Annotated in this window: 23 protein-coding genes; 14 read left to right on the plus strand and 9 right to left on the minus strand. The window is 70.7% G+C overall.

The features are described 5' to 3' along the window. Window positions 1–16: 16 nt before the first annotated feature. The 3 genes from RAC69_RS08355 to RAC69_RS08365 all read right to left on the minus strand — a co-directional run bounded on the left by RAC69_RS08355 (window position 17) and on the right by RAC69_RS08365 (window position 5,300). The gene (locus RAC69_RS08355) at window positions 17–601 is read right to left on the minus strand and encodes a 2'-5' RNA ligase family protein (protein WP_375086424.1); all 585 of its coding nucleotides are present in this window, start codon (window positions 599–601) and stop codon (window positions 17–19) included. A gap of 68 nt (window positions 602–669) precedes the next feature. Continuing rightward, window positions 670–2,544, minus strand: a complete 1,875-nt coding sequence (locus RAC69_RS08360; RefSeq protein ID WP_375086425.1) for a YhgE/Pip domain-containing protein — start codon at window positions 2,542–2,544, stop codon at window positions 670–672. After that, window positions 2,541–5,300 carry an MMPL family transporter gene (locus tag RAC69_RS08365; protein WP_375086426.1) on the minus strand — a complete coding sequence of 920 codons (2,760 nt, stop codon included), beginning with the start codon at window positions 5,298–5,300 and terminating at the stop codon, window positions 2,541–2,543. The genes RAC69_RS08360 and RAC69_RS08365 overlap by 4 nt, the downstream gene beginning before the upstream one ends. A 122-nt stretch (window positions 5,301–5,422) precedes the next feature. Here RAC69_RS08365 and RAC69_RS08370 point away from each other — a divergent pair, with 122 nt between their 5' ends. Beyond that, window positions 5,423–6,043: a TetR/AcrR family transcriptional regulator gene (locus RAC69_RS08370; protein ID WP_341935388.1), complete on the plus strand. Its 621-nt coding sequence runs from the start codon at window positions 5,423–5,425 to the stop codon at window positions 6,041–6,043. 100 nt (window positions 6,044–6,143) lie between these two features. Here the strand turns inward: RAC69_RS08370 and RAC69_RS08375 are convergent, their stop codons facing one another. Beyond that, window positions 6,144–7,118: an o-succinylbenzoate synthase gene (locus RAC69_RS08375; RefSeq protein WP_375086427.1), complete on the minus strand. Its 975-nt coding sequence runs from the start codon at window positions 7,116–7,118 to the stop codon at window positions 6,144–6,146. A 60-nt stretch (window positions 7,119–7,178) separates the two neighbouring features. Further along, window positions 7,179–8,198 (minus strand): PE-PGRS family protein, encoded by a 1,020-nt coding sequence (locus RAC69_RS08380; protein WP_375086428.1) that lies wholly within the window; start codon window positions 8,196–8,198, stop codon window positions 7,179–7,181. Between the two features lie 92 nt (window positions 8,199–8,290). Here RAC69_RS08380 and RAC69_RS08385 point away from each other — a divergent pair, with 92 nt between their 5' ends. The 12 genes from RAC69_RS08385 to RAC69_RS08440 all read left to right on the plus strand — a co-directional run bounded on the left by RAC69_RS08385 (window position 8,291) and on the right by RAC69_RS08440 (window position 19,207). Next, window positions 8,291–8,623, plus strand: coding sequence for a PadR family transcriptional regulator (locus RAC69_RS08385; protein WP_341935386.1), 333 nt, complete (start codon window positions 8,291–8,293; stop codon window positions 8,621–8,623). Between the two features lies 1 nt (window position 8,624). After that, complete coding sequence (locus RAC69_RS08390) at window positions 8,625–9,623, plus strand: permease prefix domain 1-containing protein (protein ID WP_375086429.1); 999 nt, start codon at window positions 8,625–8,627, stop codon at window positions 9,621–9,623. A 31-nt stretch (window positions 9,624–9,654) separates the two neighbouring features. After that, window positions 9,655–10,566: a 1,4-dihydroxy-2-naphthoyl-CoA synthase gene (locus RAC69_RS08395; protein WP_375086430.1), complete on the plus strand. Its 912-nt coding sequence runs from the start codon at window positions 9,655–9,657 to the stop codon at window positions 10,564–10,566. A gap of 18 nt (window positions 10,567–10,584) precedes the next feature. Next, complete coding sequence (locus tag RAC69_RS08400; RefSeq protein ID WP_375086431.1) at window positions 10,585–11,739, plus strand: AMP-binding protein; 1,155 nt, start codon at window positions 10,585–10,587, stop codon at window positions 11,737–11,739. A gap of 55 nt (window positions 11,740–11,794) precedes the next feature. Further along, on the plus strand, window positions 11,795–12,904 hold the full coding sequence (locus RAC69_RS08405) for an AAA family ATPase (RefSeq protein WP_375086432.1): 1,110 nt from the start codon (window positions 11,795–11,797) through the stop codon (window positions 12,902–12,904). An 11-nt stretch (window positions 12,905–12,915) separates the two neighbouring features. Beyond that, window positions 12,916–13,707 carry a class I SAM-dependent methyltransferase gene (locus tag RAC69_RS08410; RefSeq protein ID WP_375086433.1) on the plus strand — a complete coding sequence of 264 codons (792 nt, stop codon included), beginning with the start codon at window positions 12,916–12,918 and terminating at the stop codon, window positions 13,705–13,707. A 70-nt stretch (window positions 13,708–13,777) separates the two neighbouring features. Beyond that, entirely contained in the window at window positions 13,778–14,950 is a 1,173-nt protein-coding gene (locus tag RAC69_RS08415; protein ID WP_375086434.1) for a sensor histidine kinase, read from the plus strand. Continuing rightward, on the plus strand, window positions 14,947–15,582 hold the full coding sequence (locus RAC69_RS08420) for a response regulator (RefSeq protein WP_375086435.1): 636 nt from the start codon (window positions 14,947–14,949) through the stop codon (window positions 15,580–15,582). The genes RAC69_RS08415 and RAC69_RS08420 overlap by 4 nt, the downstream gene beginning before the upstream one ends. Before the next feature lie 115 nt (window positions 15,583–15,697). Continuing rightward, window positions 15,698–16,459, plus strand: a complete 762-nt coding sequence (locus RAC69_RS08425) for an ABC transporter ATP-binding protein (protein WP_341935378.1) — start codon at window positions 15,698–15,700, stop codon at window positions 16,457–16,459. After that, window positions 16,456–17,928, plus strand: a complete 1,473-nt coding sequence (locus tag RAC69_RS08430; RefSeq protein WP_375086436.1) for an FtsX-like permease family protein — start codon at window positions 16,456–16,458, stop codon at window positions 17,926–17,928. The genes RAC69_RS08425 and RAC69_RS08430 overlap by 4 nt, the downstream gene beginning before the upstream one ends. A gap of 68 nt (window positions 17,929–17,996) precedes the next feature. After that, window positions 17,997–18,653 (plus strand): 2-phosphosulfolactate phosphatase, encoded by a 657-nt coding sequence (locus RAC69_RS08435; RefSeq protein WP_375086437.1) that lies wholly within the window; start codon window positions 17,997–17,999, stop codon window positions 18,651–18,653. A gap of 41 nt (window positions 18,654–18,694) precedes the next feature. Beyond that, window positions 18,695–19,207, plus strand: coding sequence for a DUF3054 domain-containing protein (locus tag RAC69_RS08440; protein ID WP_375086438.1), 513 nt, complete (start codon window positions 18,695–18,697; stop codon window positions 19,205–19,207). 20 nt (window positions 19,208–19,227) lie between these two features. Here RAC69_RS08440 and RAC69_RS08445 read toward each other — a convergent pair whose 3' ends face one another. The 4 genes from RAC69_RS08445 to RAC69_RS08460 form a co-directional block, all read right to left on the minus strand. Beyond that, complete coding sequence (locus tag RAC69_RS08445; RefSeq protein ID WP_375086439.1) at window positions 19,228–19,716, minus strand: SprT-like domain-containing protein; 489 nt, start codon at window positions 19,714–19,716, stop codon at window positions 19,228–19,230. Window positions 19,717–19,807: 91 nt separating this feature from the next. Further along, the gene (locus tag RAC69_RS08450) at window positions 19,808–20,335 is read right to left on the minus strand and encodes a hypothetical protein (protein WP_251589082.1); all 528 of its coding nucleotides are present in this window, start codon (window positions 20,333–20,335) and stop codon (window positions 19,808–19,810) included. A gap of 101 nt (window positions 20,336–20,436) precedes the next feature. Then, window positions 20,437–21,297, minus strand: coding sequence for a spermidine synthase (locus RAC69_RS08455; RefSeq protein WP_375086440.1), 861 nt, complete (start codon window positions 21,295–21,297; stop codon window positions 20,437–20,439). Between the two features lie 31 nt (window positions 21,298–21,328). Then, a complete protein-coding gene (locus RAC69_RS08460) occupies window positions 21,329–22,597 on the minus strand; it encodes an LCP family protein (protein WP_375086441.1) in 1,269 nt (422 codons plus the stop codon). Between the two features lie 157 nt (window positions 22,598–22,754). On the opposite strand from RAC69_RS08460, the gene RAC69_RS08465 reads away from it, so the two are divergent. Further along, entirely contained in the window at window positions 22,755–24,050 is a 1,296-nt protein-coding gene (locus RAC69_RS08465) for a sugar ABC transporter substrate-binding protein (RefSeq protein ID WP_375086442.1), read from the plus strand. Window positions 24,051–24,061 lie beyond the last annotated feature (11 nt).

The following is a 24,061-nucleotide window of genomic DNA, read 5'->3' on the forward strand; positions in this document are numbered from 1 at the left end:
ACCAGCCGCAGAGGCATCAGCCGCCGAGGCGGATGACCTCGGCGAGCTCGACCCCGCCGTCATACGAGACGAGTTCGACCTCGTGGATCGTCTCGGACGGCCGGTCTGCCAGCTCCCGCGCGGATGCCGTCGCGAGGGCTTGCCACTCCTCGGGTGAGAGGGTCTTGCCGTAGAGGACCGACAGGTGGAACGTCCAGTCCTCGAGGCTCAACTCGCCGAGCCTCCGGATGTCGGTCGCCTCCAGCGCGCTGGTGAGACTCGCGTAGGCCGAGACCAGAGAGGCGCTGCGCGCGAGCCGCAGGATCACGATCTGCCAGGGCGCGGGGAAGACGTCGACGGCCTCGACCGTGACCTCGATCGGCGCCTGCACGGCCGCCCAGTCGCGTACGAGTGCAGCGAGCTCCTCCCGTCGCTCCGGTTCGAAGAACCCGCGCAGAGTCACATGGCCGGTGTGCGGGTGCGGGACGTCGGCGCGGTGCAGCGCGGCATCCTGCTCCCGCTTGTACAGCTCGGCCACGGGACCCGTCGGCCGCAGCACGAGGTACTGCTGCCCGTCGAGTGACGCGAGCTGATCCGGGGTGTCCATGAACGGTCGACGCATGCCCCGATCGTACGGAGGCACACCGCCTCCGTTGCGTCACACGCCGTCGATGGAGCGTCACACGACGATCAGACGGTCGCGAGAGCCGCCTTCACCGACGTCGTGCGACGGAGCGTGACCGCAAGCGTCGTCGCGACCAGGGCGAGCACCGCCCACACGACGAGCGCGGCTGCGGCTGCCCCGTTCGCGGAGATCAGAGCGGAGAACGCGGATGCCGTGGGCAGCGCGGCCCCGATCGCCGCCAGCCACCCGGGCACCGTCGACACGAGTCCCGTCGCGATGGCGAGGACGCCGACCAGAGCGGAGACCCACCGGCCCACCCCGCCGAAGACCGCCACGAGCGCCTGATTCACCGCGGCGAAGGCGACCCCTGCCAGCACGGCCATACCGGCGAACGCCCACCACGTCGCGGCGTCGTATCCGGCGACGATCTGCACGATCAGCGAGACGAGCACACCCTGCCCGGCGCCGATCGCCGCCGCCGGTGCGAAGGCGCGGAGCGCGAGCCCCGCCGATGTGCGGCGCGAGGTCAGTGTGCGGGCAGTGTGCGGGCGCAGCACCAGGAAGGAAGCCAGTGCTCCGAACCACAGCACGACGGCGGTCAGCAGCGGGATCGCCGTCGGCCCGAAGATCGTGTCACCCGCTCCCTCGGCGGCCACCGGGTCGGCGATCACCGAGGCGAGCGACGTCGACTCGGCGTCGCTGAACGACGGCAGGGACTCGGCGGCCGTGCGCAGCCCGCCCGCGAGGTCACCGGTGCCGGTGGCGAGGCTGTCGAGTCCCGTGGTGAGCTCGGTCGCGCCGGTCGCGAGATCGGTCGCGCCGGTCGACAGCTGCTCTGCTCCCGTCGCGAGCGTGCGCGCACCGGTGGCTGACTGCGCGAGGCCCTCGTTGGCGAGCTGTGTGAGACCGCTCGCGAGCTGCGAGGCACCCGCACCTGCCTGGCTCAGCTGAGTAGCCAGCGTCGACGTTCCCTGCGTGTTCACCTGTGTGAGACCGGCAGAGGTGCCTTCCGCCTGCAGCGCGAGGCGTGTCAGGGTGTTGCAGTGATCGGCGCCAGAAAGCAGAGGGTCGCACTGGTTGGCGAGCTCCCGCACACCCGTGGCCACGCTCGCGGCGTTGCCGCTGAGGTCGGACGGGATCAGACCCTGCGCCTGCAGCTGCTGAGCGCCGGCCGTCAGGCCCTGTCCGATGGTCGAGGCGCCCGCCGCAGCCTCGCGGGTCTTCGTCGTGAGCGTATCGAGCCCTGCGGCGAGGGTCGTCGCGCCTGATCCGAGCTGCGAGGCACCGGAGGCGAGCTGGGTCGCGCCGTCGGGGATCGCGGCGGCGCCGGTCGCGGCGTCCCGTGCTCCTGTGGCGAGCTGGTCGGCGCCGTCTGCGGCCTCGCCGATCTGGTCGCCGATGGTGGTGAACCCGACGAGGATGTTGTCGGTCGTGGCCTCCGAGAGCATGGTGCCCATGCTCGACGCGGCGACGTTCGCGATCTGACTGGTGATGAGATTATCGGCGACGAGCCCGTCGTCGGGCGTGGTGACACGGATGGTGGCCTGCTCGGCGGTGCCACCGCCATTGGAGATCGCCTGTCCGGCGGAGGTCGCGGCGGCCGAGAAGTCCTCGGGGATCGTGATCACGGCCTGATAGGTGCCGTCGGCCAGGCCGTCTGCGGCGTCCTCCTCGTTCGAGATCACCCAGGTGAGGTTCGAATCGAGGTCGTCGGATCCTCCGACGAGTCCTGACGCCAGCTGCCGGCCGAGCGGGGTGACCTGCCCGTCGATTTCGACCGGCTCGTCGAGGTTCACGATCGCGGCGGTCATCGAGTCGAGGCGCTCGGTCGGGCTCTGCAGTGCGGCGACGAGGATGCCGCCGATCACGGCGGGCAGCAGCAGGATGCCGAGGATGGTCAGCCAGGTGAGGGAGCGGTGGGGTATGAGCGAGCGGGTCATGCGTGCACCTCGGTCGTGGTGGAGGAGTGAGCGGCGGCGTCGAGATCGGTCGGGGCGGGCGCGCTGCGTCCGGCCGATTCGAGCACGGCGAGGGCGGCGTCGGGGGAGCGAGTCGTGAGCACCACGGCGAGCGCCTGATCGGTGTCGCGCAGACGCGCGGCGAGCTGATCGCGCTCGGACGGGGTGAGCCGGTCGACGCCGTCGATCACCAGGAGCGACGGGCGCCCGCGCAGGGCCTCGGAGAGCTCGGATGCCGTGTCACCGGCATCCGAGACGATCACTGCGCCGACGTGCGCGCGCACCCAGGCCGCTCGTCCCGGCAGCAGGTGACCGGCGACGCGGAGGCGACCGCCGTCGGGCGTGATGCGTCCGGCGAGGGCGAGCGCGAGCACCCGCAGTGCGCCGGTCGACGATCCGGTCACGACGGCCGACCCGCGCGGCGGAACCCGCAGACGAAGGGCGCGGATGCCGGCATCCGAGATCGTGAGGTCGTCGGCGGCCACGACCGAGTCGTCGCCGGGCCAGTCGGCCAGGTGACGCTCGCGCTCGACCGCCTCGCCCTCGATGTCGACGCTCGGCAGGATGCGTTCGAGCCAGGCCGGGATCTGCCAGGCGCGCTCGCCGAGGATCGCCATGAGCGCGGGGATCAGCGTCATCCGCACGAGGAAGGCGTCGATCGCGATGCCGGCCGCGAGGCCCAGCGCGATCGGCTTGAGTGAGGAGTCTCCCTCCGGCACGAACGCGACGAACACCGCGAACATGATGAGACCTGCGGCGGTGACGACCTTCGCCGAGCCGGTGAACCCGCTGCGGACCGCGCGGAGGGCCGCTGCGCGTCGGGTGGCGCGGTCGGGGCTCTTGGCGTCCGGGTCGTGCACGTAGTCCTCGCGCATGCGCGAGACGAGGAACACCTGATAGTCCATCGCGAGGCCGAAGAGCACGCCCATGAGGATGATCGGCATGAAGCTGATGATCGGGCCGACCTTCGCGACGTGCAGGGCGTCGGCGAACCAGCCCCACTCGAACACGGCGCCGACGACGCCGAAACCGGCGACGATCGACAGCAGGTATCCGGCGGCGGCCGTCACCGGCACCCACAGCGAGCGGAAGACGATCGTGAGGAGGATCAGCGAGAGGCCGATCACGAAGAGGCCGAACGGCAGCAGGGCGTGACCGAGCTGATCGGAGATGTCGATGCCGACAGCAGTGAACCCGGTGACCTTGAGGTCGATCCCGTATTCGTCCATCCACTCGTCGTGGTGCGCGCGGAGCTCTCGCACGAGGTCTGCGGTCGCCGGGTCGTCGGGAGCCGTCTCCGGCACGATCTGCACGATGCCGGTGTCGGCGGTTTCGTTCGGGGTGGCGAGGGCGACCTCCTTCACGCCGTCGATCGCCGCGACCTCGTCGCCGAGGTCCTGCATGAGGGCGAGCGGATCGGTGCTCGTGACGATCGTGCCGGTGAGGATCAGCGGACCGTTGAATCCGGCGCCGAACTCCGAGGCGGTGAGATCGTAGCTCTGCCGGGCTTCGGAGTCCTTCGGCAGCACGCCCGCGTTCGGGAGAGCGAGGTTGAGGCTGAGCGCGGGGACGGCGACGATTCCCAGGCCGATCACGACGGCGAGAGACACGAGGATCGGCCGCTTCGTGACACCCGAGACCCAGCGATCGCTGAAGCCGCGGCGGACGGCGGGAGCGGTCCGCCCCTTCTTCGCCTTCGGGGCCCGGCGCGGTCGTCCGACGACGCGTCCCTTCATGAAGCCGAGCAGAGCGGGCGTCAGCGTCACGGCGATGGCCACGGCGATCGCGACGGCGACCGATGCGGCGATGCCCATGGTGGTCAGGAACGGGATGCCGGCGAAGCCGAGCCCGATCAGCGCGATGAGCACCGTGACCCCCGCGAACACCACGGCCGAGCCTGCCGTGCCCACGGCGCGCGAGGCCGACTCCTCGGGGTCGGTGCCCGCTCTCACCTGGTCCTGGTGCCTGGCCATGATGAACAGGGCGTAGTCGATCCCGACGGCGAGTCCGAGCATGAGGGCCAGCAGAGGGGTGGTCGACGACACCGTGGCGAACGCGGTGGCGGCGAAGATGCCCGCCATCGAGATGCCCACGCCGAGCACGGCGGTGAGCAGCGGGAGGCCGGCGACGACGAACGAGCGGAACGTGACGATCAGCACGAGCAACGCGATCAGCAGGCCGACCGCCTCGGTCAGCGTGACTCCGGGGATCGACGTCGCGAACAGGTCGCCGCCGAGCGCGGTCTGCGAGCCGGAGGGGAGCTCGTCGGAGAGGTCGGCGACCACGGCGCGGAGGTCGTCCTTCGTCTGGTCGTCGACGTCGCTGGACTGGCCGTCGAACTGGAGCCGGATGATGCCGGCGGTCTCGTCGTCGTTGACCATGCCGTTGACGTTCTCGTCGAAGGGCGAGGTCGCGGAGAGCACCGAGTCGTCGAGGTCGGCGAGCTCGTCGACGGTGTCCTCGATGTCGGTCCGATACGGATCGTCGACGATCGAGTCGCCGTCTGCCGCGACGACGATGATCTGCGCGCTCGTGCCGCTCACCTGGGGGAACGAGCGGTTCAGCTGCTCGAGCCCGGCCTGCGACTCGGTCCCGGGGATCGAGAAGGTGTTATCGGTCCCTGCGCCGAGCACGAGGGCGCCGGCACCGGCGAGCCCCAGTACGAGCAGCCACGACACGAGGACGCGCCAGGGGTGCCGGTACGACCAACGGCCGAGCGAGGACAGGAGTGTGGACACGGGGCTCCTCCGAGGATGCGGGTTGGATACACATCTGTATCCAATACATAGTTGTATCGTAAAGTGAGCCGGAGGCAGAAGTCTGTGGACGAGGTGTGAGAATGAGGGGTCAGGAGGATTCGATGACGACGACCGCCACTCGGAGCAGGGAGAACACCCGCGCCCGCCTGCTCGACGCCGCCGCGCAGGTGTTCGCGGAGGTCGGGCTCGAAGGCGCGTCGGTGGAGACCGTGTGCGAGCGCGCCGGCTTCACCCGCGGCGCCTTCTACTCGAACTTCGAATCGAAGGACGAGCTGTTCCTCATGCTCGCCGGCCGCGTCGCCGAGCAGCGCGTGGACGCCGTCCGCGCCCGGGTCGACGAGATCGCCGCCGACGGGGGACTCGTGGAGGGCTGTGATCCCGTCGAGCTTGTGCAGCAGCTCATGGATGCGGGGAGCGATGACCGCCCGGGCGTCATGCTCATGAGCGAGATCCGCATCCGCGCTCTGCGTGACGCGCAGTTCGGAGCGGCCTACCTCGCTCAGGAGCGTGAGATGGTGTCGAGCATCGCCACGATCGTGTCGGGCATCGTCGATGCGAGCTCGCTCGAACTGCGCATCCCCGCCGACGCGGCGGCACGCATGCTCATGATCATCTGGGAGGGGATGACCGTGCGCGGCGCGATGGCCGGTCACGACGCCGAGCAGCTGCGACACTCCGGCAGCGAGGAACTCGGTCGTCTCGTGCAGCTCCTGCTCGCCTGATCGTCGTCATCCGCGCTGCGCACCGGGTGCCGGAGCCGACGTGTGCCGGATCAGCGCGACTCGACCTGCCTCCGTAATCCGACCGGCACAGCAGCAGGGGTCAGTCGGCGAGCACCCCGTGGCAGCGGCGCAGGCGGTCGAGCCACCAGTCGCTGCGGTCGGCGGGGGCCGCGAGACGGTCGAGCGCCGCAGCGTCGGGAATGACTCGTCCCGCCGGGATCGCGCCGTCGACCGGGCGGCGGTCGGCGACGTCATCGAGGAAGAGGGATGCCGTGCCGAGCCCGCAGTCGTAGTCCAGCGTCGGAAGGGCGGCGGCGAGCGCTGCGCCCTGCGAGAGGCCGATCGCAGTGTCGAGGGCGCTCGACACGACCACGGGGAGCCCTGCCGCCGTGACGATCTGCAGCGCGTGGGTGATGCCGCCGAGCGGCTGGGCTTTGACGACCAGCAGGTCGGCGGCTTCGGCGCGCGCCACAGCCAGCGGGTCGGATGACTTGCGCACGCTCTCGTCGGCCGCGACGGGGATTCCCATGTACTTCACGCGCTGCCGGAGCTCGGCGAGCTCCGGCACGGTCCGGCACGGCTGTTCGACGTACTCGAGGTCGTACTCGGCCAGGGCGTGCACGGCATGCTCCGCCTCGTCGACGTTCCAGAGGCCGTTCGCATCGACGCGGATGCGACCCTCGGGGCCCATCGTCTCGCGCACGGCACGGACCCGGGCGACGTCGTCGGCGAGCGACTGGCCGGGATCGGCGACTTTGACCTTGGCGGTGCGGCATCCCACGAAGCGGTCGAGCACCTCCGACACGCGAGCCGCCTCGATGGCGGGCACGGTCGCATTCACACGGATGCTGTCGCGCACCGCTGCGGGCTGGGGGCGCCACGCGAAGTCGATCGCCGCCGTCAGCCAGGTGGCCGCCTCCGCGTCGTCGTACTCGACGAACGGCGAGAACTCCGCCCATCCCTCCGGGCCCTCGAACAGCAGCGCCTCCCGGGTGTCGACTCCGCGGAAGCGGGTGTGCATCGGGAGGGCGACGACCCGGGCGGAGTCGAGCAGGTCTGCGAGCGGCGGGATCATGTGCCCATTCTGCTCTGCGGCAGCGCTCGTGCGAGGTATCGGCTGTCGTGGGTCGGGCGCTCAGCCCAGCAGCTTCTGCAGTTCGCCGAGGCGCTCCGCGGGATGGAACCCGAGCGCGGTGTTGACCGCGAGCATGTGCGTGTTCGACTCCGCGTTGAAGGTGTAGACCGCCGTCACCTCGGGCGCCTGGGTCTCCAGCATCCGCAGGTTCGCGAGCTTCACGGCGAGGCCCAGTCGGCGGCCCCGGTGCGGGGTCCGCACGAGCGTGCCCCACTGGTAGGCGTTGCCGTCATCGGTCGAGACCACGAGCTGGGAGTATGCGGCGGCGGAACCATCGGGAGCGAGCGCGATCGTGCCGAACGAGAGACGTCGTTGACGCTCGATCAAGTCATCGCTCTCGCGGATGCTCGCGGAGTCCGGCGCCTGCTCCTCGATGTGCTTGTCGCCGACGGGCGCCTCGGTGTCGAGCGACGCGTCGAGGATCGCCCAGCGGTCGATGACGTCCTCGGGGACGCGCCCCGTCCAACTCCGAATCCCGTATGTCGGGGTGGCTGCCGCGACGGCATCCTCCAGGGGGCGAAGCGCGGAGCGGTCGGTGGGCAGATCGAGGCGGCTCATGACGTCGCCGAGCGCGAGCGTGTAGCCGTGGTGGCGAGCGAACTCGCGGCCCGGTGATCCCGCGCCGTCGATGCCGAGGGAGTGAGGCCACGCCGCAGCGGCATGGACGGTGGTCCGTCCGGCTGCGACGGCTTCATCTTCGAGCAATCCGAGTGCGCGGGATCCGACTTCCCGACGGCGATGCGCGAGGGGAACGCTGACCTGGAGACGTGCCAGGTGCGTGTTGTCCTTGAGGGGGAGCGCGAGGCTGGCGGACCCGACGAGTGAGTCGCCGTCGCAGACGAGGTACGCGCGTCGGTCGACCGTGGCGGACTTCTGCTGGAGCTCGGCGCGTGACTCCTCGAGAGCCCAGACGACGGCGTCGACACCGCGGTCGGCGCGTTCCGCGGCGGCGTAGGCACCCCACCAGGCGTCCACCGTCGCGGTGTCGATCGGATCCACGCGGCGCAGGGTGAAGGGCATGGCTCCACGCTATCGAGTCGCCGGAGTGGGGCGCGCGCCACCCATGTAAGTGTCATTGACAATAGTGTGCGTCACACAGTAATGTGATCGACATGAACGAGACGCTCGACACCCACCTGCAGGAGCTGCGGCGCGGCACCGTGGTGCTGGCCTGCCTGCAGCTGCTTCGCACAGCGGGATACGGCTACGGCCTGCTCGAGCAGCTCGACGCCCGCGGGTTCGCCACCGATGCGAACACGCTCTACCCGCTGCTGCGTCGTCTCGAGAAGCAGGGGTACCTGACCAGCGAGTGGAACACCGACGAGGCTCGGCCGCGCAAGTTCTACCGCACCTCCGAGGCCGGCGTCCGGCTCGCCGACACACTCACAGACGAATGGCGCGCACTCACGACCGCCATCGCCTCTCTCACCGCAGAGGAGAACTGACATGCCTACCACCAGCACTGCCACCCTCACCGAGCGCTACATCAGCGCGACCGTCCGCAGCCTGCCGCCCGAAGTGCAGGACGATGTGCGGGCCGAGCTCGAAGCATCCATCGCCGATGCCGTCGAAGCCCGACGGGAGCAGGGCGAAGACCCGCAGAGCGCCGAGCGCGCCGTGATCGTCGAACTCGGCGACCCCGGCGTCCTCGCGGCCGGCTACGCCGATCGACCGCTGCAGCTCATCGGGCCGAAGTACTATCTCGCGTGGTGGCGCCTGCTGAAGGTGCTGCTCTGGATCGTGCCCACCTTCGCGGCAGCGGGCGTCGCCCTCGGAAAGGTCTTCGAGTTCGCGACCTTCGGCGAGACCGTGGGCGCGGTGGCGACCGTGATCGTGCTGTCGATCGTGCACGTCGGGTTCTGGACGACCCTCGTGTTCGCGATCCTGGAGCGCACCGCCACCGCCCCTCGCTGGTCGTGGAACCCCGATCGCCTGCCCGACCCGTCGGACCCGGGGCCGCGACGCGCCGACCTGATCGCCGCCGTCGTCTTCCTCGTCGCGGCCGCCGGCGCGATCCTGTGGGATGTACTGCGCGGTTTCGTCCGTGACGACGGCGTGCCGGTGCCGATCCTCGATCCGGCGCTCTGGCCGGTCGGCATGGGCGTGCTGCTCGCTCTGATGGTGGGCGAACTCGTGCTCGCTGTCGCGGTGTACCGTGCGAGGCGCTGGACGACCGGCGCCGCCGTGGTGAACACCCTGCTCGCGGTCGCCTTCGTCGTGTTCGCCCTGTACCTGCTCCTCTCCGACCAGCTCGTGAACCCGGGGTTCCTGGAGTATCTGGCAGTCGAGCATGCCGCGGGGCTGGCGGAGGCCGACGCGCGAGCCGCCGAGCAGGGCGGGGTCATGAACGTCCTCTCCGTCATCCTCGGCGTGGTGATCGTCGGCAGCGGCCTGTGGGACGCGATCGACGGCTGGATCAAGGCGATGCGCGCTCGCCGCTCGTGAGCGGCGTGCGCGCGGGAATAGGCTGGATGCCGTGACCAGCGCATTCGTCTCCGACCTGTTCGACCCCGACGAATGGGTGCTCGCGCCCGGCGCCGAGGACTACACCGACATCACCGCCCACGTCACGCACGACGGCGGCGTCGCCCGCATCGCCTTCAACCGCCCCGAGGTGCGCAACGCGTTCCGTCCGCACACGGTAGACGAGCTGTATCGCGCGCTCGACATCGCCCGTCAGGATCCGCGGATCGGCGCCGTGCTGCTCACCGGCAACGGGCCGAGCCCGAAGGACGGCGGCTGGGCGTTCTGCTCGGGCGGCGACCAGCGCATCCGCGGACGGGACGGGTACAAGTACTCCGACGACGAGGAGGTCGTGCACGACCCCGCGCGCGCCGGACGCCTGCACATCCTCGAGGTGCAGCGGCTGATCCGCTTCATGCCGAAGGTCGTCATCGCCGTCGTCCCCGGGTGGGCGGCCGGTGGAGGCCACTCCCTCCACGTCGTCTGCGACCTCACCATCGCCTCCGCCGAGCAGGCGCGCTTCAAGCAGACGGATGCCGACGTCGGCAGCTTCGACGCCGGGTACGGCTCCGCCTACATGGCGCGACAGACCGGGCAGAAGTTCGCACGCGAGGTGTTCTTCCTCGCCGAGGAGTACTCGGCGCAGCGGGCGTACGAGGCAGGAGCCGTCAACAGGGTCGTCCCGCACGACGACCTCGAGCGCGAGGCGCTGGCGATGGCGCGCACCGTGCTGACCAAGTCGCCCACCGCGATCCGCATGCTGAAGTTCGCGTTCAACGCGGTCGACGACGGGCTCGTCGGGCAGCAGGTCTTCGCCGGTGAGGCCACGCGTCTCGCCTACGGCACCGATGAGGCCGTCGAGGGCCGCGACTCGTTCCTCGAGAAGCGCGACGCCGACTGGTCATCGTTCCCCTGGCACTACTGAGGCGCTGAGGGCACGGTCATGGTCGCGCTGATCCCGGTGGATGCCGACGATCCGGCGCAGCTGCGGGACGCCCTGGCCCGTGCGCTCGACGGCGGACCGGCTCTGGGCTTCGGCATGCTCGCCGACGCGCCGGACTGGGTGCCGCAGGGCACCGCCGTCGTGATCGCGACGTCGGGGTCGAGCGGCATCCCGAAGCGCGTCGCCCTGAGCGGGGAGGCGCTGCGGGCGAGCGCCGAGGCGACGGCTGTGCGTCTGGGCGCCGGACGCTGGCTGCTGGCGCTCCCCGCCGGCTATGTCGCCGGACTGCAGGTGCTCGTGCGGTCGTACCTCGCGGGCACCGAGCCGGTCGCTCTGTCAGGCCGGTTCTCCCCGGAGTCCTTCGCCGAGGCCACGCTGTCGATGCTGCGTCCTGCGGCGGGAGGGGCGGTGCCCGAGCTGTACACGTCGCTCGTCCCCGCCCAGCTGTCGACCCTGCTCGACGCGGCCGACGATGCTCCGGTGCGGGCAGCACTGCGGGCGTATCGTGCCGTGCTCGTGGGCGGTCAGGCACTTCCGGAGCCGCTGCGCGATCGGGCGGACGACCTGGGCGTGCGACTCGTGCGCACGTACGGATCGACCGAGACGAGCGGCGGATGCGTCTACGACGGCGTCCCGCTCGACGGCGCCCTCGTGCGCGCGGTCGACGGCGAGCTGCGCATCGCCGGACCCATGCTCGCCGACGGCTACATCGGCGACGGCGCACTGACGGCCAGGAACTTCGTGCGCGACGAGCACGGCATCCGCTGGTATCGCACCGGCGACCTGGGCCTCGTCGAGGACGGCATTGTGCGGGTGCACGGCCGCGCAGACAACGTGATCGTGTCGGGCGGGATCAACGTCTCCCTCGATCGCGTCGAGCGGATCGTCCGCAGTGTGCCTGGGCTGAGCGGAGCGGTCGTCGTCGGAGTCGATGACGATCGGTGGGGAGAGGCGTCGGTCATCGTCGCGGCACGAGGCGAAGCACTGCGCCGCAGTGAGGCCGAGCAGCTCGCGCACGCCAGGGATGCCGTCGCGGAGCAGCTCGGCAAGCACGCGCGTCCGGCGCGGCTCATCCTCGTCGACGAGTTGCAGCTTCTCACATCGGGCAAGCCCGATCGCGAAGCTATCCGCCGGGCGGTCGCCGAGCTGCGCTGAGCGCGCCCCAGCTGCCCGCGGAGGCCGCACGCAGCGCGATGCGTAGGGTGGCTGTGTGAGGATCCTCAGGCTCGCGGGCGGCCCCGGCGTCGGTAAGAGCACGGTCGCCTGGGAGGTCGCGCGTCGGCTCGGAGACGAGGGGACGCCGACCGGCTACGTCGACATCGACCAGCTCGGCATGTGCTATCCCGCACCCGGCGGCGATCCGGACCGCTGGCACCTGAAGGAACGCGTGCTGCAGCACATCGCTCGTGCGCATGAGGCGGTCGGCGTGGACCTCCTCGTCGTGTCCGGCGTCGCGGAGACGCGCACGCCGCCGCCCTCGCACGGGTATCCGGCGACGTCGATCTGGTTGGATGCCGAGGAGTCGGTGCGCCGCGCACGCCTCGCGGCGCGGGGGTGGGATGACGGACAGGTCGGCCGAGCGCTTCAGGCCGGAACGACGGAATCGACGCACGCCCACACCGACTGGATCAGGCTCGCCACCGATCGCCTCGCCGCCGGGGCGGTCGCGGATGCCGTGATCGACCGGGTCGGGAGTCAGCCCGGGTCGGCTGCAGGCGCTGCGACGCGGGCCCTTCGCCCCGTGTCGACGGCAGCCGGCCGGGTCGTCTGGCTCACCGGCCCGCGCCTCGCCGGCGCCTCGACGGTCGGATGGCGTCTGGTCTCGGAGCGGTGGTCCGCCGGCCTGGTGACCGGGTTCGCGGATGCCGCGCAGCTCGCGTTCACGGCCAACGTCGACGATCACGATCACGATCACGGCCTCGCGCTCGCCGGTGTCGCGGCCCTGCACGAGGCATTCGCCGAGGTGCAGGCGCACGAGTTCGTCGTCGTCGCGCCTCAGGTGATCACGCCGGACGCGGTGCGCCTGACGTTCCCGCACGCCGAGGTGGTGATCGTGCGTCTCGGTGCTGATGAACCGACACGCCGAACCCGTGCCGGGGAGCGCCGCGCCGCTCGCGGCCCGCGGCTGGCGGGCGACGATGTCGCCGAGGCGACGGATGCCGAGATCGCGGCCCTGATCGTCGATGGCGCCGTCGAACCGCGCGAGGATCCCGGCGTCGTGGTCGTCGAGACGTCCGGCCTCGAGCTGCGGGCAGCGGTCGATACCGTGCGGCGGGCTCTCGGGGGCGACATGTCGTCGGTCGGCGACCCGGCGCCCTGACACACTGGAGCATGGCCACCTACACGCACGGGCACCACGAGTCCGTTCTCCGCTCGCACACCGTCCGCGACATCGCGAATTCGGCGGCGTACCTCCGCCCGCATCTGCACGACGGCATCCGGCTGCTCGACGTGGGCGCAGGACCGGGCAGCATCACGGTCGACTTCGCATCGGTGGTCGCGCACGTGACCGCGACCGAGATCGACGAGGCCGCGCTGTCGCTCTCGCGGGAGCTGGCGGCCGAGCGCGGTCTGACGAACCTCGACTTCTCCGTCGAAGACGTGCACGGCCTGAGCTTCGCCGACGACTCCTTCGACGTCGTGCACGCGCACCAGGTGCTGCAGCACGTGGGCGACCCGGTGCAGGCGCTCCGCGAGATGCGCCGCGTCGCGGTACCGGGCGGCGTCGTCGCCGCCCGCGACGCCGACTACGCGGGCTTCCTGTCGTTCCCCGTGCTGCCCGAGCTCGAGCGGTGGCTCGACCTGTACCGACGCGCCGCACGCGCCAACGGCGGGGAACCGGATGCCGGACGGCGACTGCTCTCCTGGGCGCGCGCCGCGGGCTTCGAGGACGTCGAGGCGACGGCATCCACCTGGTGCTACGCGACTCCCGAAGAGCGAGCGTGGTGGGGCGGGATGTGGGCCGATCGCATCCGCGAGTCCGCCCTCGCGCGGCAGCTCGTCGCGTCCGGCATGGCCACGCCGGACGACCTCGACGAGATCAGCGAGGCGTGGAAGCGCTGGGCTGCCGACGGCGACGGCTGGTACCTCGCGCCGCACGGCGAGATCATCGCGCGCGCCTGAGCGGCGGCGCTGCGGCGGATACATCTGCAGGCGGATGCCGTCGGCATCCTGGCCCGCGTAGCGTGGGAGGGTGATCCGCTCGCTCTCGCGCACAGCGCTGACCCTCGACATCGTGGGCGCAGCGTTGCTGTTCATCGTGTTCACGCCGATCTCGGTCGTGTTCTACGCGCCGAACCCGAGCGAGCTCGCTGCACCCGCCGTCGCGGCCCTGGTCGTCTCGAGCATCCTCCTGTTCGGCGGCGTCTCGATCGGTCGGCTGTCACCCGCCCTCGCGTTGATGGCCGCCTGGGCCGGGGCGATCCTGCAGATGCTGGCGGGGTTCGGTCCGCTGCCCGTCGACGTCGCGATCCTCATGGTGCTGTACGCCACGTCGGCGTGGGGATCCCGCACCGTGCTCTGGTGGGGATTCGGGTCGGTCATCGTGGGCGGGTTCATCGCCACGATCTACATCGTGGTGGTCAACGGGCTCGTGCTCAACGCCGCCAGCGGGTGGAACGCGATCTCGACGGGCACTCTGCTGCTGATCCTGTCGATCCTCGCTCTCGGGTTCGCCTGGGTCTGCGGTCTGCTGTGGCGCGTGGTGCTGCGCGCTCGCCGCACCCGCTCGGCTCAGCTGCAGGCCGAATCCCTCGCCGCCGAGGAGCAGGAGCGTGTGCGCATCGCACGCGACATGCACGACGTCGTCGCGCACTCGCTCGCCGTCGTCATCGCCCAGGCCGACGGAGCGCGGTACGCCGCGGCGGTCAAGCCCGAGATGGCCACGGAGGCACTCGTCACGATCGCGCAGACCGCGCGCGGAGCGCTCAGCGACGTGCGTCTGCTGCTCACGCAGCTGCGCCATCGGCAGGGCGACGGGCCGCAGCCGACGCTCGCCGACCTCGAGACCCTGTTCGCGCAGGTGCGCCAGGCGGGAATAGAGCCCCGCATCACGGTCGACCCCACGCCGCCGGGGGAGCCGCCGGGGGCCATCCAGCTCGCGGTCTACCGCATCCTGCAGGAGGCGCTCACGAACAGCATCCGTCATGGCGACGGCGCCGTCGACGTGCATCTCGCCTGGCTGCCGGACCGGGTCGAGATCCAGGTGCGCAACACGGTCGCGTCGGGGCCGTCGCAGCCGAGCGGCGGACACGGTCTCATCGGCATGCGCGAGCGCGCACAGCTGGTGGGCGGTAGCCTTCAGGCGGAGCGGGAGGGCGCGCAGTTCGTCGTGCGCGCGGTGCTCCCGATCGGAGAAGGTGCATGATCAGGGTCGTACTCGTCGATGACCAGGCGCTGTTTCGCGCAGGTATCCGTATGCTCATCGCCTCGCAGCCCGACCTCGACGTGGTCGGAGAGGCGGGCAACGGGCAGGAGGCCATCGAGCTGGTCCGCTCGGTGCGCCCGGACGTCGTGCTGATGGACATCAGGATGCCGGTCATGGACGGCCTCACCGCGACGGCCGAGATCCTCGCCCAGCCCGACCCGCCGCGCATCGTCATGCTCACCACCTTCGACCTCGATGAGGCTGCGGCCCGGGCGATCCGCCAGGGAGCGAGCGGCTTCCTGCTCAAGGACGCCGACCCCGAGTTCCTGCTCGCCGCGATCCGCACCGTGCACTCCGGATCGAGCGTGATCGCGGCTTCCGCGACCCGCGAGCTGTTCGAGCACTTCGCCGAGGCGCCCAAGCCGGTGCCTCCGCAGTTCGCCGCCCTGACCGACCGCGAGCAGGAGATCTTCGCCCTCGCCGCACGCGGCCTCTCGAATTCCGAGATCGCGGCGCGCGAGTACCTCAGCGAGGCGACGGTGAAGACGCACATCAGCCGCATCCTCACCAAGCTCGCGCTGCGCGACCGAGTGCAGCTCGTCGTGTTCGCATTCGAGCACGGCCTGGCCTGACCCTGGCTCGTGCACACAGGGGCGGCTCGGCTGCTCACGGATCATCCTCCGGATGTACGAGGATGCGCCGCCAGGGCGACGCGCCGGGAACGGCAACGGAAATAGCGTCGGAAGCATGGAGATCACGACCACCGACCTCGGGCTCGCAGCCCGCGTCCAGCACCTCAAGAAGACGTACGGCTCGGGAGAGGGCACGGTCCACGCCCTCGACGACGTCAGCGTCGGAATCCGCCGCGGCCAGTTCACCGCGATCATGGGTCCGTCCGGATCAGGCAAGTCCACCCTCATGCACATCATGGCCGGGCTCGACACCCCGACCGACGGACGCGTCTGGATCGGCGACACAGAGATCACCGGTCTCGGCGACCTCGACCTCACGGTCCTCCGTCGCCGTCGCGTCGGCTTCATCTTCCAGGCGTTCAACCTCGTGCCGACCCTCACGGCCAGGGGGAACATCCTGCTGCCGTTCGAGCTCGACGGCCGCCGCCCGAGCGCGATCGAGAAGGCGCGCATCGACGGCCTCGTCGAGACGCTCGGACTCGGCCCCCGCCTCGATCACCGCCCGCACCAGTTGTCGGGCGGGCAGCAGCAGCGCGTGGCCATCGCCCGGGCTCTCGCCACCGCGCCCGACCTCGTCTTCGCCGACGAACCCACCGGGAACCTCGACTCGCAGACGGGCCGCGAGGTGCTCCGGCTGCTCGCCGCCGCGAGTCGGGAGCACGGACAGTCCATCGCGATGGTTACTCACGACGCGATCGCGGCGAGCTACGCGGACCGCGTGCTCTTCCTCGGAGACGGACGCATCGTCGCCGACCACCCCCGCCAGAGCGCCGAGGAGATCTCGGCCTACATGCTCGCCGCCGAGGTGACCGCATGACCGCCGTGGCCGAGCCGCTCACGCACACCATCGTCCCCGAGACGGCGGCCACCGGACCGCGCCTCGCCTGGCTCCGCGACCGCGGCATGGGTGCGAGCGTCCTCGTCGCCGCGCTGTCGGCGGGGTTCGGCGTCGTGCTCGTCGAGACGACCGCCTACCTCGGCGCCGTGCTGCAGGCCGACCCGTTCATCGGCGACAGCGACAGCCTCGCCCTCGTCGTCGGCATCCTCTCCGTCCTGCTCACGGGCGTCGCGATGTACGTCGCGGCGATCGTCACCGCCAACACGTTCTCGACGATCATCGCGGGGCGCACGCGTCAGATCGCCCTCATGCGCCTGATCGGAGCATCGGCGCGGTCGCAGCGCTCGGAGGTCGGCAGGCAGGGCCTCATCGTCGGCGTGATCGGCGCGGCCATCGGGCTCGTCGCCGGCGTCGGCCTCGCCGCGCTGGGCGTGCAGATCGGATCCCAGCTGATCGGGACCACGCCCCAGGACTTCACGCTGGCACAGCCCTTCATGGCCCTTCCCGTCGTCGGCGTCGCGCTCACGACGTGGGCGGCTGCCTGGGCAGGGTCGCGTCGGGTGCTCACCGTCACGCCGCTGCAGGCGATCGGCGGGTCCGTCGAGCGCTCGCACGACGAGGTCTCGCGTCCGAGCCGTCACATCGGCGTCTGGATCCTGCTCGTCACGGGTGCCCTTCTGCTGGCCGCCGGTGTCGGTCTGGGGTTGCTGCACCCACTCGGCGTCGTCGTGGCGTTCTTCGGCGGAGTCCTCTCGTTCACCGGCCTTGCGACCGGCTCCGTGCTGTTCATGCCGCCCGTGCTGCGACTGGTCGGCCGGATGTTCGGGTCGAGCGCCACCGCCCGGCTCGCCGCCGAGAACGCCCTCCGGTATCCCGAGCGGTCGTCGCGCATGGCCATCGGCGTGGTCATGGGCGTGACCCTCGTCACGATGTTCGCCGTCGCCCTGGAGTCGGTCAAGCAGATGATGATCGGCCAGTCGGGCGGAGACATGCCGCCTGAGTTCTTCGCCCCGTTCGACGCCTTCGCCGGCGTCATGATGGTGCTCGTCGCGGTGTCGGCCGTGATCGCCGCGGTCGGCCTCGTGAACCTGCTGACGATCGGCGTCGTGCAGCGCCGCCGGGAACTGGGCCTGTTGCGGTCGATCGGGCTCTCCAACCGCCAGGTTCGCCGCATGGTGCTGCTCGAGGCGACGCACATCACGGTCGCCGCGACCCTCACCGGGCTCGTGCTCGGCGTGGTCTACGGCTGGATCGCCGCGCAGTCCCTGCTGGGCTCGGTGCCGACGTACCCCGACTTCGCCCCGGCAGGGCTGGTCGCGCCGCACGTGCCGTGGCTCCCGATCGTCATCATCGTCGTCGCGACGGCCGTGCTGACCCTCGTCGCGGCTGCCGCACCGACCAGGCTCGCGACCCGGGTGGCCCCGGTCGAGGCGCTCGCCGCCGACTGAGCGTCATCTTCTGTCGCCCTCGCCCTCTGCCTGAGGGCGAGGGTGACGTCGCGCTCTAGGCTGGACGGATGCCGACTCCCTTCGACCAGTCCACGTATCAGGTGCGCCTCGACTGGGGCGTCGAGGGCCTCGGACGGCTGGCTGCAGCCGACGTCGTCGTGGTGGTCGACGTGCTGCGCTTCTCGTCGACGGTGGCGGATGCCGTCGCCGCCGGCGCCACCGTGTCTCTCACCGACGCGGGGGAGTGGTCGCGCAACGGCGCCGCTGTGGCCGCTGCGGCGGAGGGGGCGACGGTGCTCCTCGGCAGCGTGCGCAACGCGGGCGCTGTCGCGCGGGTGATCGCCGTCGAGCAGGAGCGACGCCAGGCGCGCACCTCGGTCGCCGTGATCGCGGCGGGCGAGCTCGACAGCACGGGAGGCCTCCGCTTCGCCGTGGAGGACCACCTCGGAGCAGGTGCGGTGATCGCCGCTCTCACCGATCTCGGCATCGACCACACCGCCCCGGATGCCGCGGTCGCGGCCGAGGGCTTCCGCGCTCTCCGCCGCGCGCTGCGTCACATGCTGAGTGCGAGCGGGTCGGCGCGCGAGATCGCCGACGGCGTGCCCGCCACCGACCGCATGAGGGCGGCGGGACTGACGCCGACCACGGCGACGGACGCCGCCGAGCTCGACGCGATCGACGCGGTCCCGGTGCTCCGCGACGGGGTGTTCGTCGCCTTCGCGTGAGTCTCGCGACCGATCAGCCGACCTGGCCGTAGGGTCGGGGCATGAGGTTCGTCCCCGCCTTCATCCTCGACGCCGTGTTCGTGCTCGTCTTCGCCGTGATCGGGCGAGCGAGTCATCAGGAGGATGCCGCGGGCTTCCTCGTCACGGCCTGGCCGTTCCTCGTGGCGCTGCTGCTCGGGCATCTCGTGGCGGCACTGCTGCCCGGTCGCCCTCGGCGCCCGTGGTCGTTGACGTGGGGCGCCGTGGTCTGGGTGATCACGGTCGTCGGCGGTATGCTCCTGCGCGTCGTCTCGGGCGACACGGCGCAGCTCGCATTCATCATCGTCGCGACGCTCGTCCTCGGTCTGCTTCTCGTGGGATGGCGTGCGGTCGCCGCGGTGCTGCGTCGCCGGTCGACGGCGCGGGCGGCCGCAGAGCGCGAGGTCGACGACCAGTCACCCGGCGGCGATCCCACGCCGGCCGCGCACGGTGACGATGACGCACACGAACCTGGTGCGACGGATGTCTCGGGCGACGACGTCGCCGACGAGGACCCCGAGCTGCGTCGCGACTGAAGCGGCGATCTGCTCCCGGTTCAGCGCGACATCTGCGCCGCGAGGCGCGTGTCCGCGGTGATCTCGCGCCGGGTCCACGAGAAGAGGTGCCGGGCGTCGAACGTGCGGGAGCACCGGGCGCACGAGGTCGCGCGCGACGGGCGGCGGTGCCGGTACGTCACGTGCCCGGCAGGGCACCGTCCCACCCACGGTGCGAGTTCCACGGCGGTCTCGCCGTGGTGCGTGGTGCCGCCGACGTAGCCGAGATCGCGCGCCACGCGCTTCCAGACGGGGCCGTGCGCGGCGGCGTGACCGGCGAGAGCATGGGCGACCTCGTGCAGCAGCACCTGATGGATCTCGTCGTCGTCGAACCGGGCCGCCAGGTATCGCGATACCGTGATGCGCTTGTTCGAGTAGTCGCACTGGCCCGCACGACGTTTCGCATGGTCGAACCCGAACGACCAGCTGTCGTCGAGATGCATCGAGATGAGTGCTTCGCCCCAGACGCGCACCCGGTCAAGTTCCGCCATGCGCTCAGGCTAAGCCATACCGCCGACATCGCGGCGGCATCCGCACGCGGACGCCGCCGCACGGCATCTTCCCGCCGAAGGCCGACCGGGGTCAGCCCGCGAGCAGCTCCGACGAGCGACGGCGCTCGGCCGCCTCGATCGCGAGCAGCACGGTCTCGAGCTCGCGGTCGTCGGCGCCGGCCTCGCGACGCAGGAAGAGCGACTGCTTGAAACTCTCGCGCGCCGTGTCGTAGTCGCCGGCCTCGTAGGCGTTGCGCCCGTGGTGGTGGTACGCGAACGCCGCGATCGACAACCACCGCTGTCCCTCCGCCTCGGTCGCGCACGTCGCCAGCTCCTGCTCGGCGGCGGCGTGGGCTCGGCGATGCTGCAGCACGGTCGCGTGCAGCACGCGGGCGCGCAGCACGTCTTTGCGTGTGCCGGCCATGCGGGCCTGACGCACGGTCTCGTCGGCGACGGCGAGCGCATCATCGAGGCGGTTCAGCACCTTCAGCAGCCACACCCGCTCCAGCAGAGCGGGAAGGCTGCGCTGGTCGGAGATCTCCTCCAGGCGTGCCGCGCATTCATCGAGATCGACCAGTTCGCGAAGACTCTCGTGGTCGTATCCACGGATGAAACTCATTGCTCTCCTCTCGCAGCATCCCCCGACCAGTGTGCCCTCCGTCGGCGCCCCAGCCGGGGCGGCACGCCCCGAGTCGTCGCATCCGATCGCGAGGTCGATGCTCAGCGCAGGAAGAGCGAGGCGTCCGGACGCGGCGAGGCCACGGCATCCGCGTCCGTCACGACGCGTGCGCCCTGGATGAAGGCCGCGACCTCGGCGCCCTGAGCGATCTTCGCCGGATGCGGACCGGCGGCGAGCAGGCGCGGCAGCCACTCCGTCGGGAGGGGGGAGGCGGACGCCGCGATCACGAGGTTGCCGAAGCGGCGCCCCTTGAGCACCTGGGTGTCGGCGAGGATGCCGATCTCCGGCAGCACCTCGGAGATCGTCGCGACCTGCCGGCGCGCGAAGGCGAGACCCGGCCCGTCGGCGACGTTCACGAGGAGCACCCCCGTCGGCGCGAGAAGGGCGCGCAGTTCGCGGTAGAACTCGACGCTCGTGAGGTGGGCGGGTGTCTGCGCGCCGGAGTAGACGTCGGAGACGACGAGATCGCACGACCCGTGCAGAGCGGCGGGCAGACGGCCGACGCCTTCCCTCGCGTCGCCGATGCGCACCCGGATCGCGGCGTCGCGGGGGAGAGGGAGGTGCTCGCGGACGAGGGACGCGAGCGGCGCCTCGAGCTCGATCACCTGCTGCCTTGACCCCGGTCGAGTGGCGGCGACGTAGCGCGGGATCGTCAGCGCGCCCGCGCCGAGGTGCACGGCGGTGAGAGGGCCCTCGGGCAACTGGTCGATGACCGCCCCCATCCGCACGATGTACTCGAAGTGCAGGTGAGTGGGATCGTCGAGGTCGACGTGCGACTGCGGGGTGTCGTCGACGATGAGTTCGAACCCGCTCGTGAAGTCGGAGGGGATGATGCGGGCGATGCCGCCGTGGTCGAGACGGGCCTGCGGGTGCTCGGTGTCGCGCGCTCTCGTCCTGCCCATGCTCCGAGACTACGCGCTCGTGCGACGGAGGTCAGCGGGACTGGTTGCCGTTCGAGCAGGTCTCCTGATCGACGCTCTGCCCCGAGATCTCCGGCGGCAGCGTCGCCCGCGGAGCCTCGGTCGGGGCGGGCGTGGCCGGCTCTTCCTCGGTCGGCGCCCCCTCGGTCGGAGCCGGTTCGGCGAGCTCGACCCCGGAGTTCGTCGCCACGTCGCCGGACAGCGAGACCGCCTCGCCCGCCGCGAGCGCCGCCCAGAGCGGAGCGGCGGCCGACTCGTCGGGGATCACCTTCACGCCGGGGTTGTCGGGGTCGTCGAGGTTGGGGTACTGCACGAAGACGAAGTCCGAGAACCGCACGTCCTTGAGGGCGAGAGCGAGCTGGCTGAGCGTCAGCGGGTTGTTCAGCGACTGACTCGGGACGATGTTGTCGGCGACCGTGTTGGCGAGCCGCAGCACGGTCGCCGGATCGGTGAGGGTCTCGGCGCTGAGGATCTTCTTCGCGAGCCGCGACATGTACTGCTGCTGATTCGAGATGCGGGCGAGATCGCTCTCGTCGCCGACACCGTGCCGCGTGCGGATGAACGCGAGCGCGTCAGCACCGGAGACCGTGTGGATGCCGACCGGCAGATCGATGCCGGCCTGCCGGTCGCGGATCCCCTCGCCGGCGACGCACACCTCGACGCCGCCGATCGCGTCCGTGATCTCGATCACCCCGTCGAAGCTGATCTTCGCGGCGAACTCGATCGGGACGTCGCTCAGGTCGGTGATCGTCTTCGCGATGCAGGAGACGCCGGCGTGGTCGAACAGGGAGTTCAGGGGTGCCTTCGACATCGACGAGGCGGTCGATCCGTCCTCCCGTGTGCATTCGGGGACGCGCACCATGAGGTCGCGGGGGAACGACACGACGGTGACGTTGCGGGGTGCTGCTGAGACGTGCACCAGCAGGTTGACGTCGTTGCGGATGCCCCCGTCCGCCTCCTCGCACCGCTCGCCGAGCAGCTGGGTGGTGATCTCGCCGCATTCGTCGGTGCCGACGACGAGGATGCTGAACGCCTGGTCGTCGGGATACGCCCCGAGCGCGGGCGGAGCGGCGTCGGCGCCGTCCTCGAGAGCGACGGCGCCGTCGCCGGTGCGGTTGAGGATGTCGGCCGCCACAAACCCGCCGACGGCGATCGCCGATACCAGAAGCACGCTGAGCGAGATGCCCAGGATCTTCAGGAAGGATGAGAGTGCCGTGGGCGTCGGCAGGGTTGCATGGCGTGCAACGGTCGATCTTCTCGTGTCGTCGAGGGCGCCTGGCATGCGGCAGAGCCTACCCGGCGAGCCTGACGAAGCCCGATGTTACGGGTGCATGACGTTTCCGAGAATAACTTGCAGGTAATTAGTTAGTCGTGAATACTTTTTCCTACGTGGTAGGCAGCACCCGATGCCGCCAGGACGTTCAAAGAGGAGATCCCTGATGCACAAGCGCATCCTTCCGGTCGTGGCGCTCGGCGCCGTGGCCACCCTGGGCCTGGCGGCCTGCGCCGGCGGAGCCGGTGACGACAACGGCGGAGCGGTCGACGGCGAAGGCCAGGAGCTCACCGTCTGGATCATGAAGGGCACCAACCCCGACTCCAGCGCCTTCTACGACGAGGTCTCGAAGGCCTTCGAGGACGAGACCGGCGCGACCGTCAAGATCGAGGAGATCCAGTGGGCCGACGCCCACGACCGGTTCGTGACCTCGATCGCCGGCGGGACCACTCCCGACATCGCTGAGACCGGCACCACCTGGACGGCCGAGTTCGCCGACGCGGGCGCACTCGAGCCGCTCGACGAGTACGTCGATGCCGAGAAGGGCCTGCGCGACGACCTCGTCGAGGGCCTCGCGGTCGCCGGCACCTACGACGACGAGCTGTACGGCATGCCCTGGTACGCGGGCGTCCGTTCGATCGTCTACCGCACCGACGTGTTCGAGGAGCTCGGCCTCGAGGCTCCGAAGACGTGGGACGACATCGTCGCCGCGGGTGACGCCATCAAGGCGGCCAAGCCCGACATGCTGCCGTTCCCGGTTCCCGGTGACGCCGAGTTCCAGGTCTACCCCTGGGTCTGGGGCGCCGGCGGCGAGGTCGCCACGCAGGACGGCGGCGAGTGGACCAGCGAGCTCGACAGCAAGGAGGCGCAGGCCGGCATCGAGTTCTACACCGGACTCGCGACCGAGCACGGCTTCTCCTCGGCGGGTGCGACCACGTGGAAGGAGACCGACCTCCGCGACGCCTTCACGCAGGGCAACGTCGCCATGATGCTCTCCGGCTCGTGGACCCCCAAAGCCCTCATCGAGGCCAACCCCGACCTCGACGGCAAGATCGGCGCGGCCGTGATCCCCGGTGAGGACGGCGGCATCGCTCCGTCCGTGCTCGGCGGCTCGCACCTCTCGGTGTTCAACACGACGAAGAACGCCGACCTCGCGTGGCAGTTCGTCAAGCTCATGACCACGGGCGAGTTCGCCGAGAAGTGGGCGAACGAGACCGGTTACTTCCCCGGCGTCCAGTCGGCGATGGAAGAGGCCCTCGCCTCGACCGACCCGCTCGTCGCTCCGTTCGCGGAGCAGATGGTCGAGGGCGGCGCGTCCGTGCCGGTGACCCCGAACTTCGGCGCCGTCCAGGCCAAGAAGACGACCAACGCCATGATCCAGGCCATCCTCAGCGGGCAGAAGGACGTCGCCACGGCGACGAAGGATGCCGCTGCGGAGATGACCGAGCTGCTCAACCAGTAAGACAGTTAGGC

It is taken from the genome of Microbacterium sp. LS_15, from assembly GCF_041954735.1.
In the GTDB taxonomy this organism is placed as follows: Bacteria; Actinomycetota; Actinomycetes; order Actinomycetales; family Microbacteriaceae; genus Microbacterium.

Coding starts and splice junctions, on each gene's coding strand:
- RAC69_RS08375 (WP_375086427.1), bottom strand. CDS start 7,118: ATGATCCCGCCGCTCGCAGACCTGCTCGACTCCGCCCGGGTCGTCGCC.
- RAC69_RS08455 (WP_375086440.1), bottom strand. CDS start 21,297: ATGGGCAGGACGAGAGCGCGCGACACCGAGCACCCGCAGGCCCGTCTC.
- RAC69_RS08400 (WP_375086431.1), top strand. CDS start 10,585: ATGGTCGCGCTGATCCCGGTGGATGCCGACGATCCGGCGCAGCTGCGG.
- RAC69_RS08435 (WP_375086437.1), top strand. CDS start 17,997: ATGCCGACTCCCTTCGACCAGTCCACGTATCAGGTGCGCCTCGACTGG.
- RAC69_RS08360 (WP_375086425.1), bottom strand. CDS start 2,544: ATGACCCGCTCGCTCATACCCCACCGCTCCCTCACCTGGCTGACCATC.
- RAC69_RS08380 (WP_375086428.1), bottom strand. CDS start 8,198: ATGCCCTTCACCCTGCGCCGCGTGGATCCGATCGACACCGCGACGGTG.
- RAC69_RS08420 (WP_375086435.1), top strand. CDS start 14,947: ATGATCAGGGTCGTACTCGTCGATGACCAGGCGCTGTTTCGCGCAGGT.
- RAC69_RS08385 (WP_341935386.1), top strand. CDS start 8,291: ATGAACGAGACGCTCGACACCCACCTGCAGGAGCTGCGGCGCGGCACC.
- RAC69_RS08465 (WP_375086442.1), top strand. CDS start 22,755: ATGCACAAGCGCATCCTTCCGGTCGTGGCGCTCGGCGCCGTGGCCACC.
- RAC69_RS08460 (WP_375086441.1), bottom strand. CDS start 22,597: ATGCCAGGCGCCCTCGACGACACGAGAAGATCGACCGTTGCACGCCAT.
- RAC69_RS08370 (WP_341935388.1), top strand. CDS start 5,423: ATGACGACGACCGCCACTCGGAGCAGGGAGAACACCCGCGCCCGCCTG.
- RAC69_RS08425 (WP_341935378.1), top strand. CDS start 15,698: ATGGAGATCACGACCACCGACCTCGGGCTCGCAGCCCGCGTCCAGCAC.
- RAC69_RS08390 (WP_375086429.1), top strand. CDS start 8,625: ATGCCTACCACCAGCACTGCCACCCTCACCGAGCGCTACATCAGCGCG.
- RAC69_RS08355 (WP_375086424.1), bottom strand. CDS start 601: ATGCGTCGACCGTTCATGGACACCCCGGATCAGCTCGCGTCACTCGAC.
- RAC69_RS08440 (WP_375086438.1), top strand. CDS start 18,695: ATGAGGTTCGTCCCCGCCTTCATCCTCGACGCCGTGTTCGTGCTCGTC.
- RAC69_RS08445 (WP_375086439.1), bottom strand. CDS start 19,716: ATGGCGGAACTTGACCGGGTGCGCGTCTGGGGCGAAGCACTCATCTCG.
- RAC69_RS08410 (WP_375086433.1), top strand. CDS start 12,916: ATGGCCACCTACACGCACGGGCACCACGAGTCCGTTCTCCGCTCGCAC.
- RAC69_RS08430 (WP_375086436.1), top strand. CDS start 16,456: ATGACCGCCGTGGCCGAGCCGCTCACGCACACCATCGTCCCCGAGACG.
- RAC69_RS08450 (WP_251589082.1), bottom strand. CDS start 20,335: ATGAGTTTCATCCGTGGATACGACCACGAGAGTCTTCGCGAACTGGTC.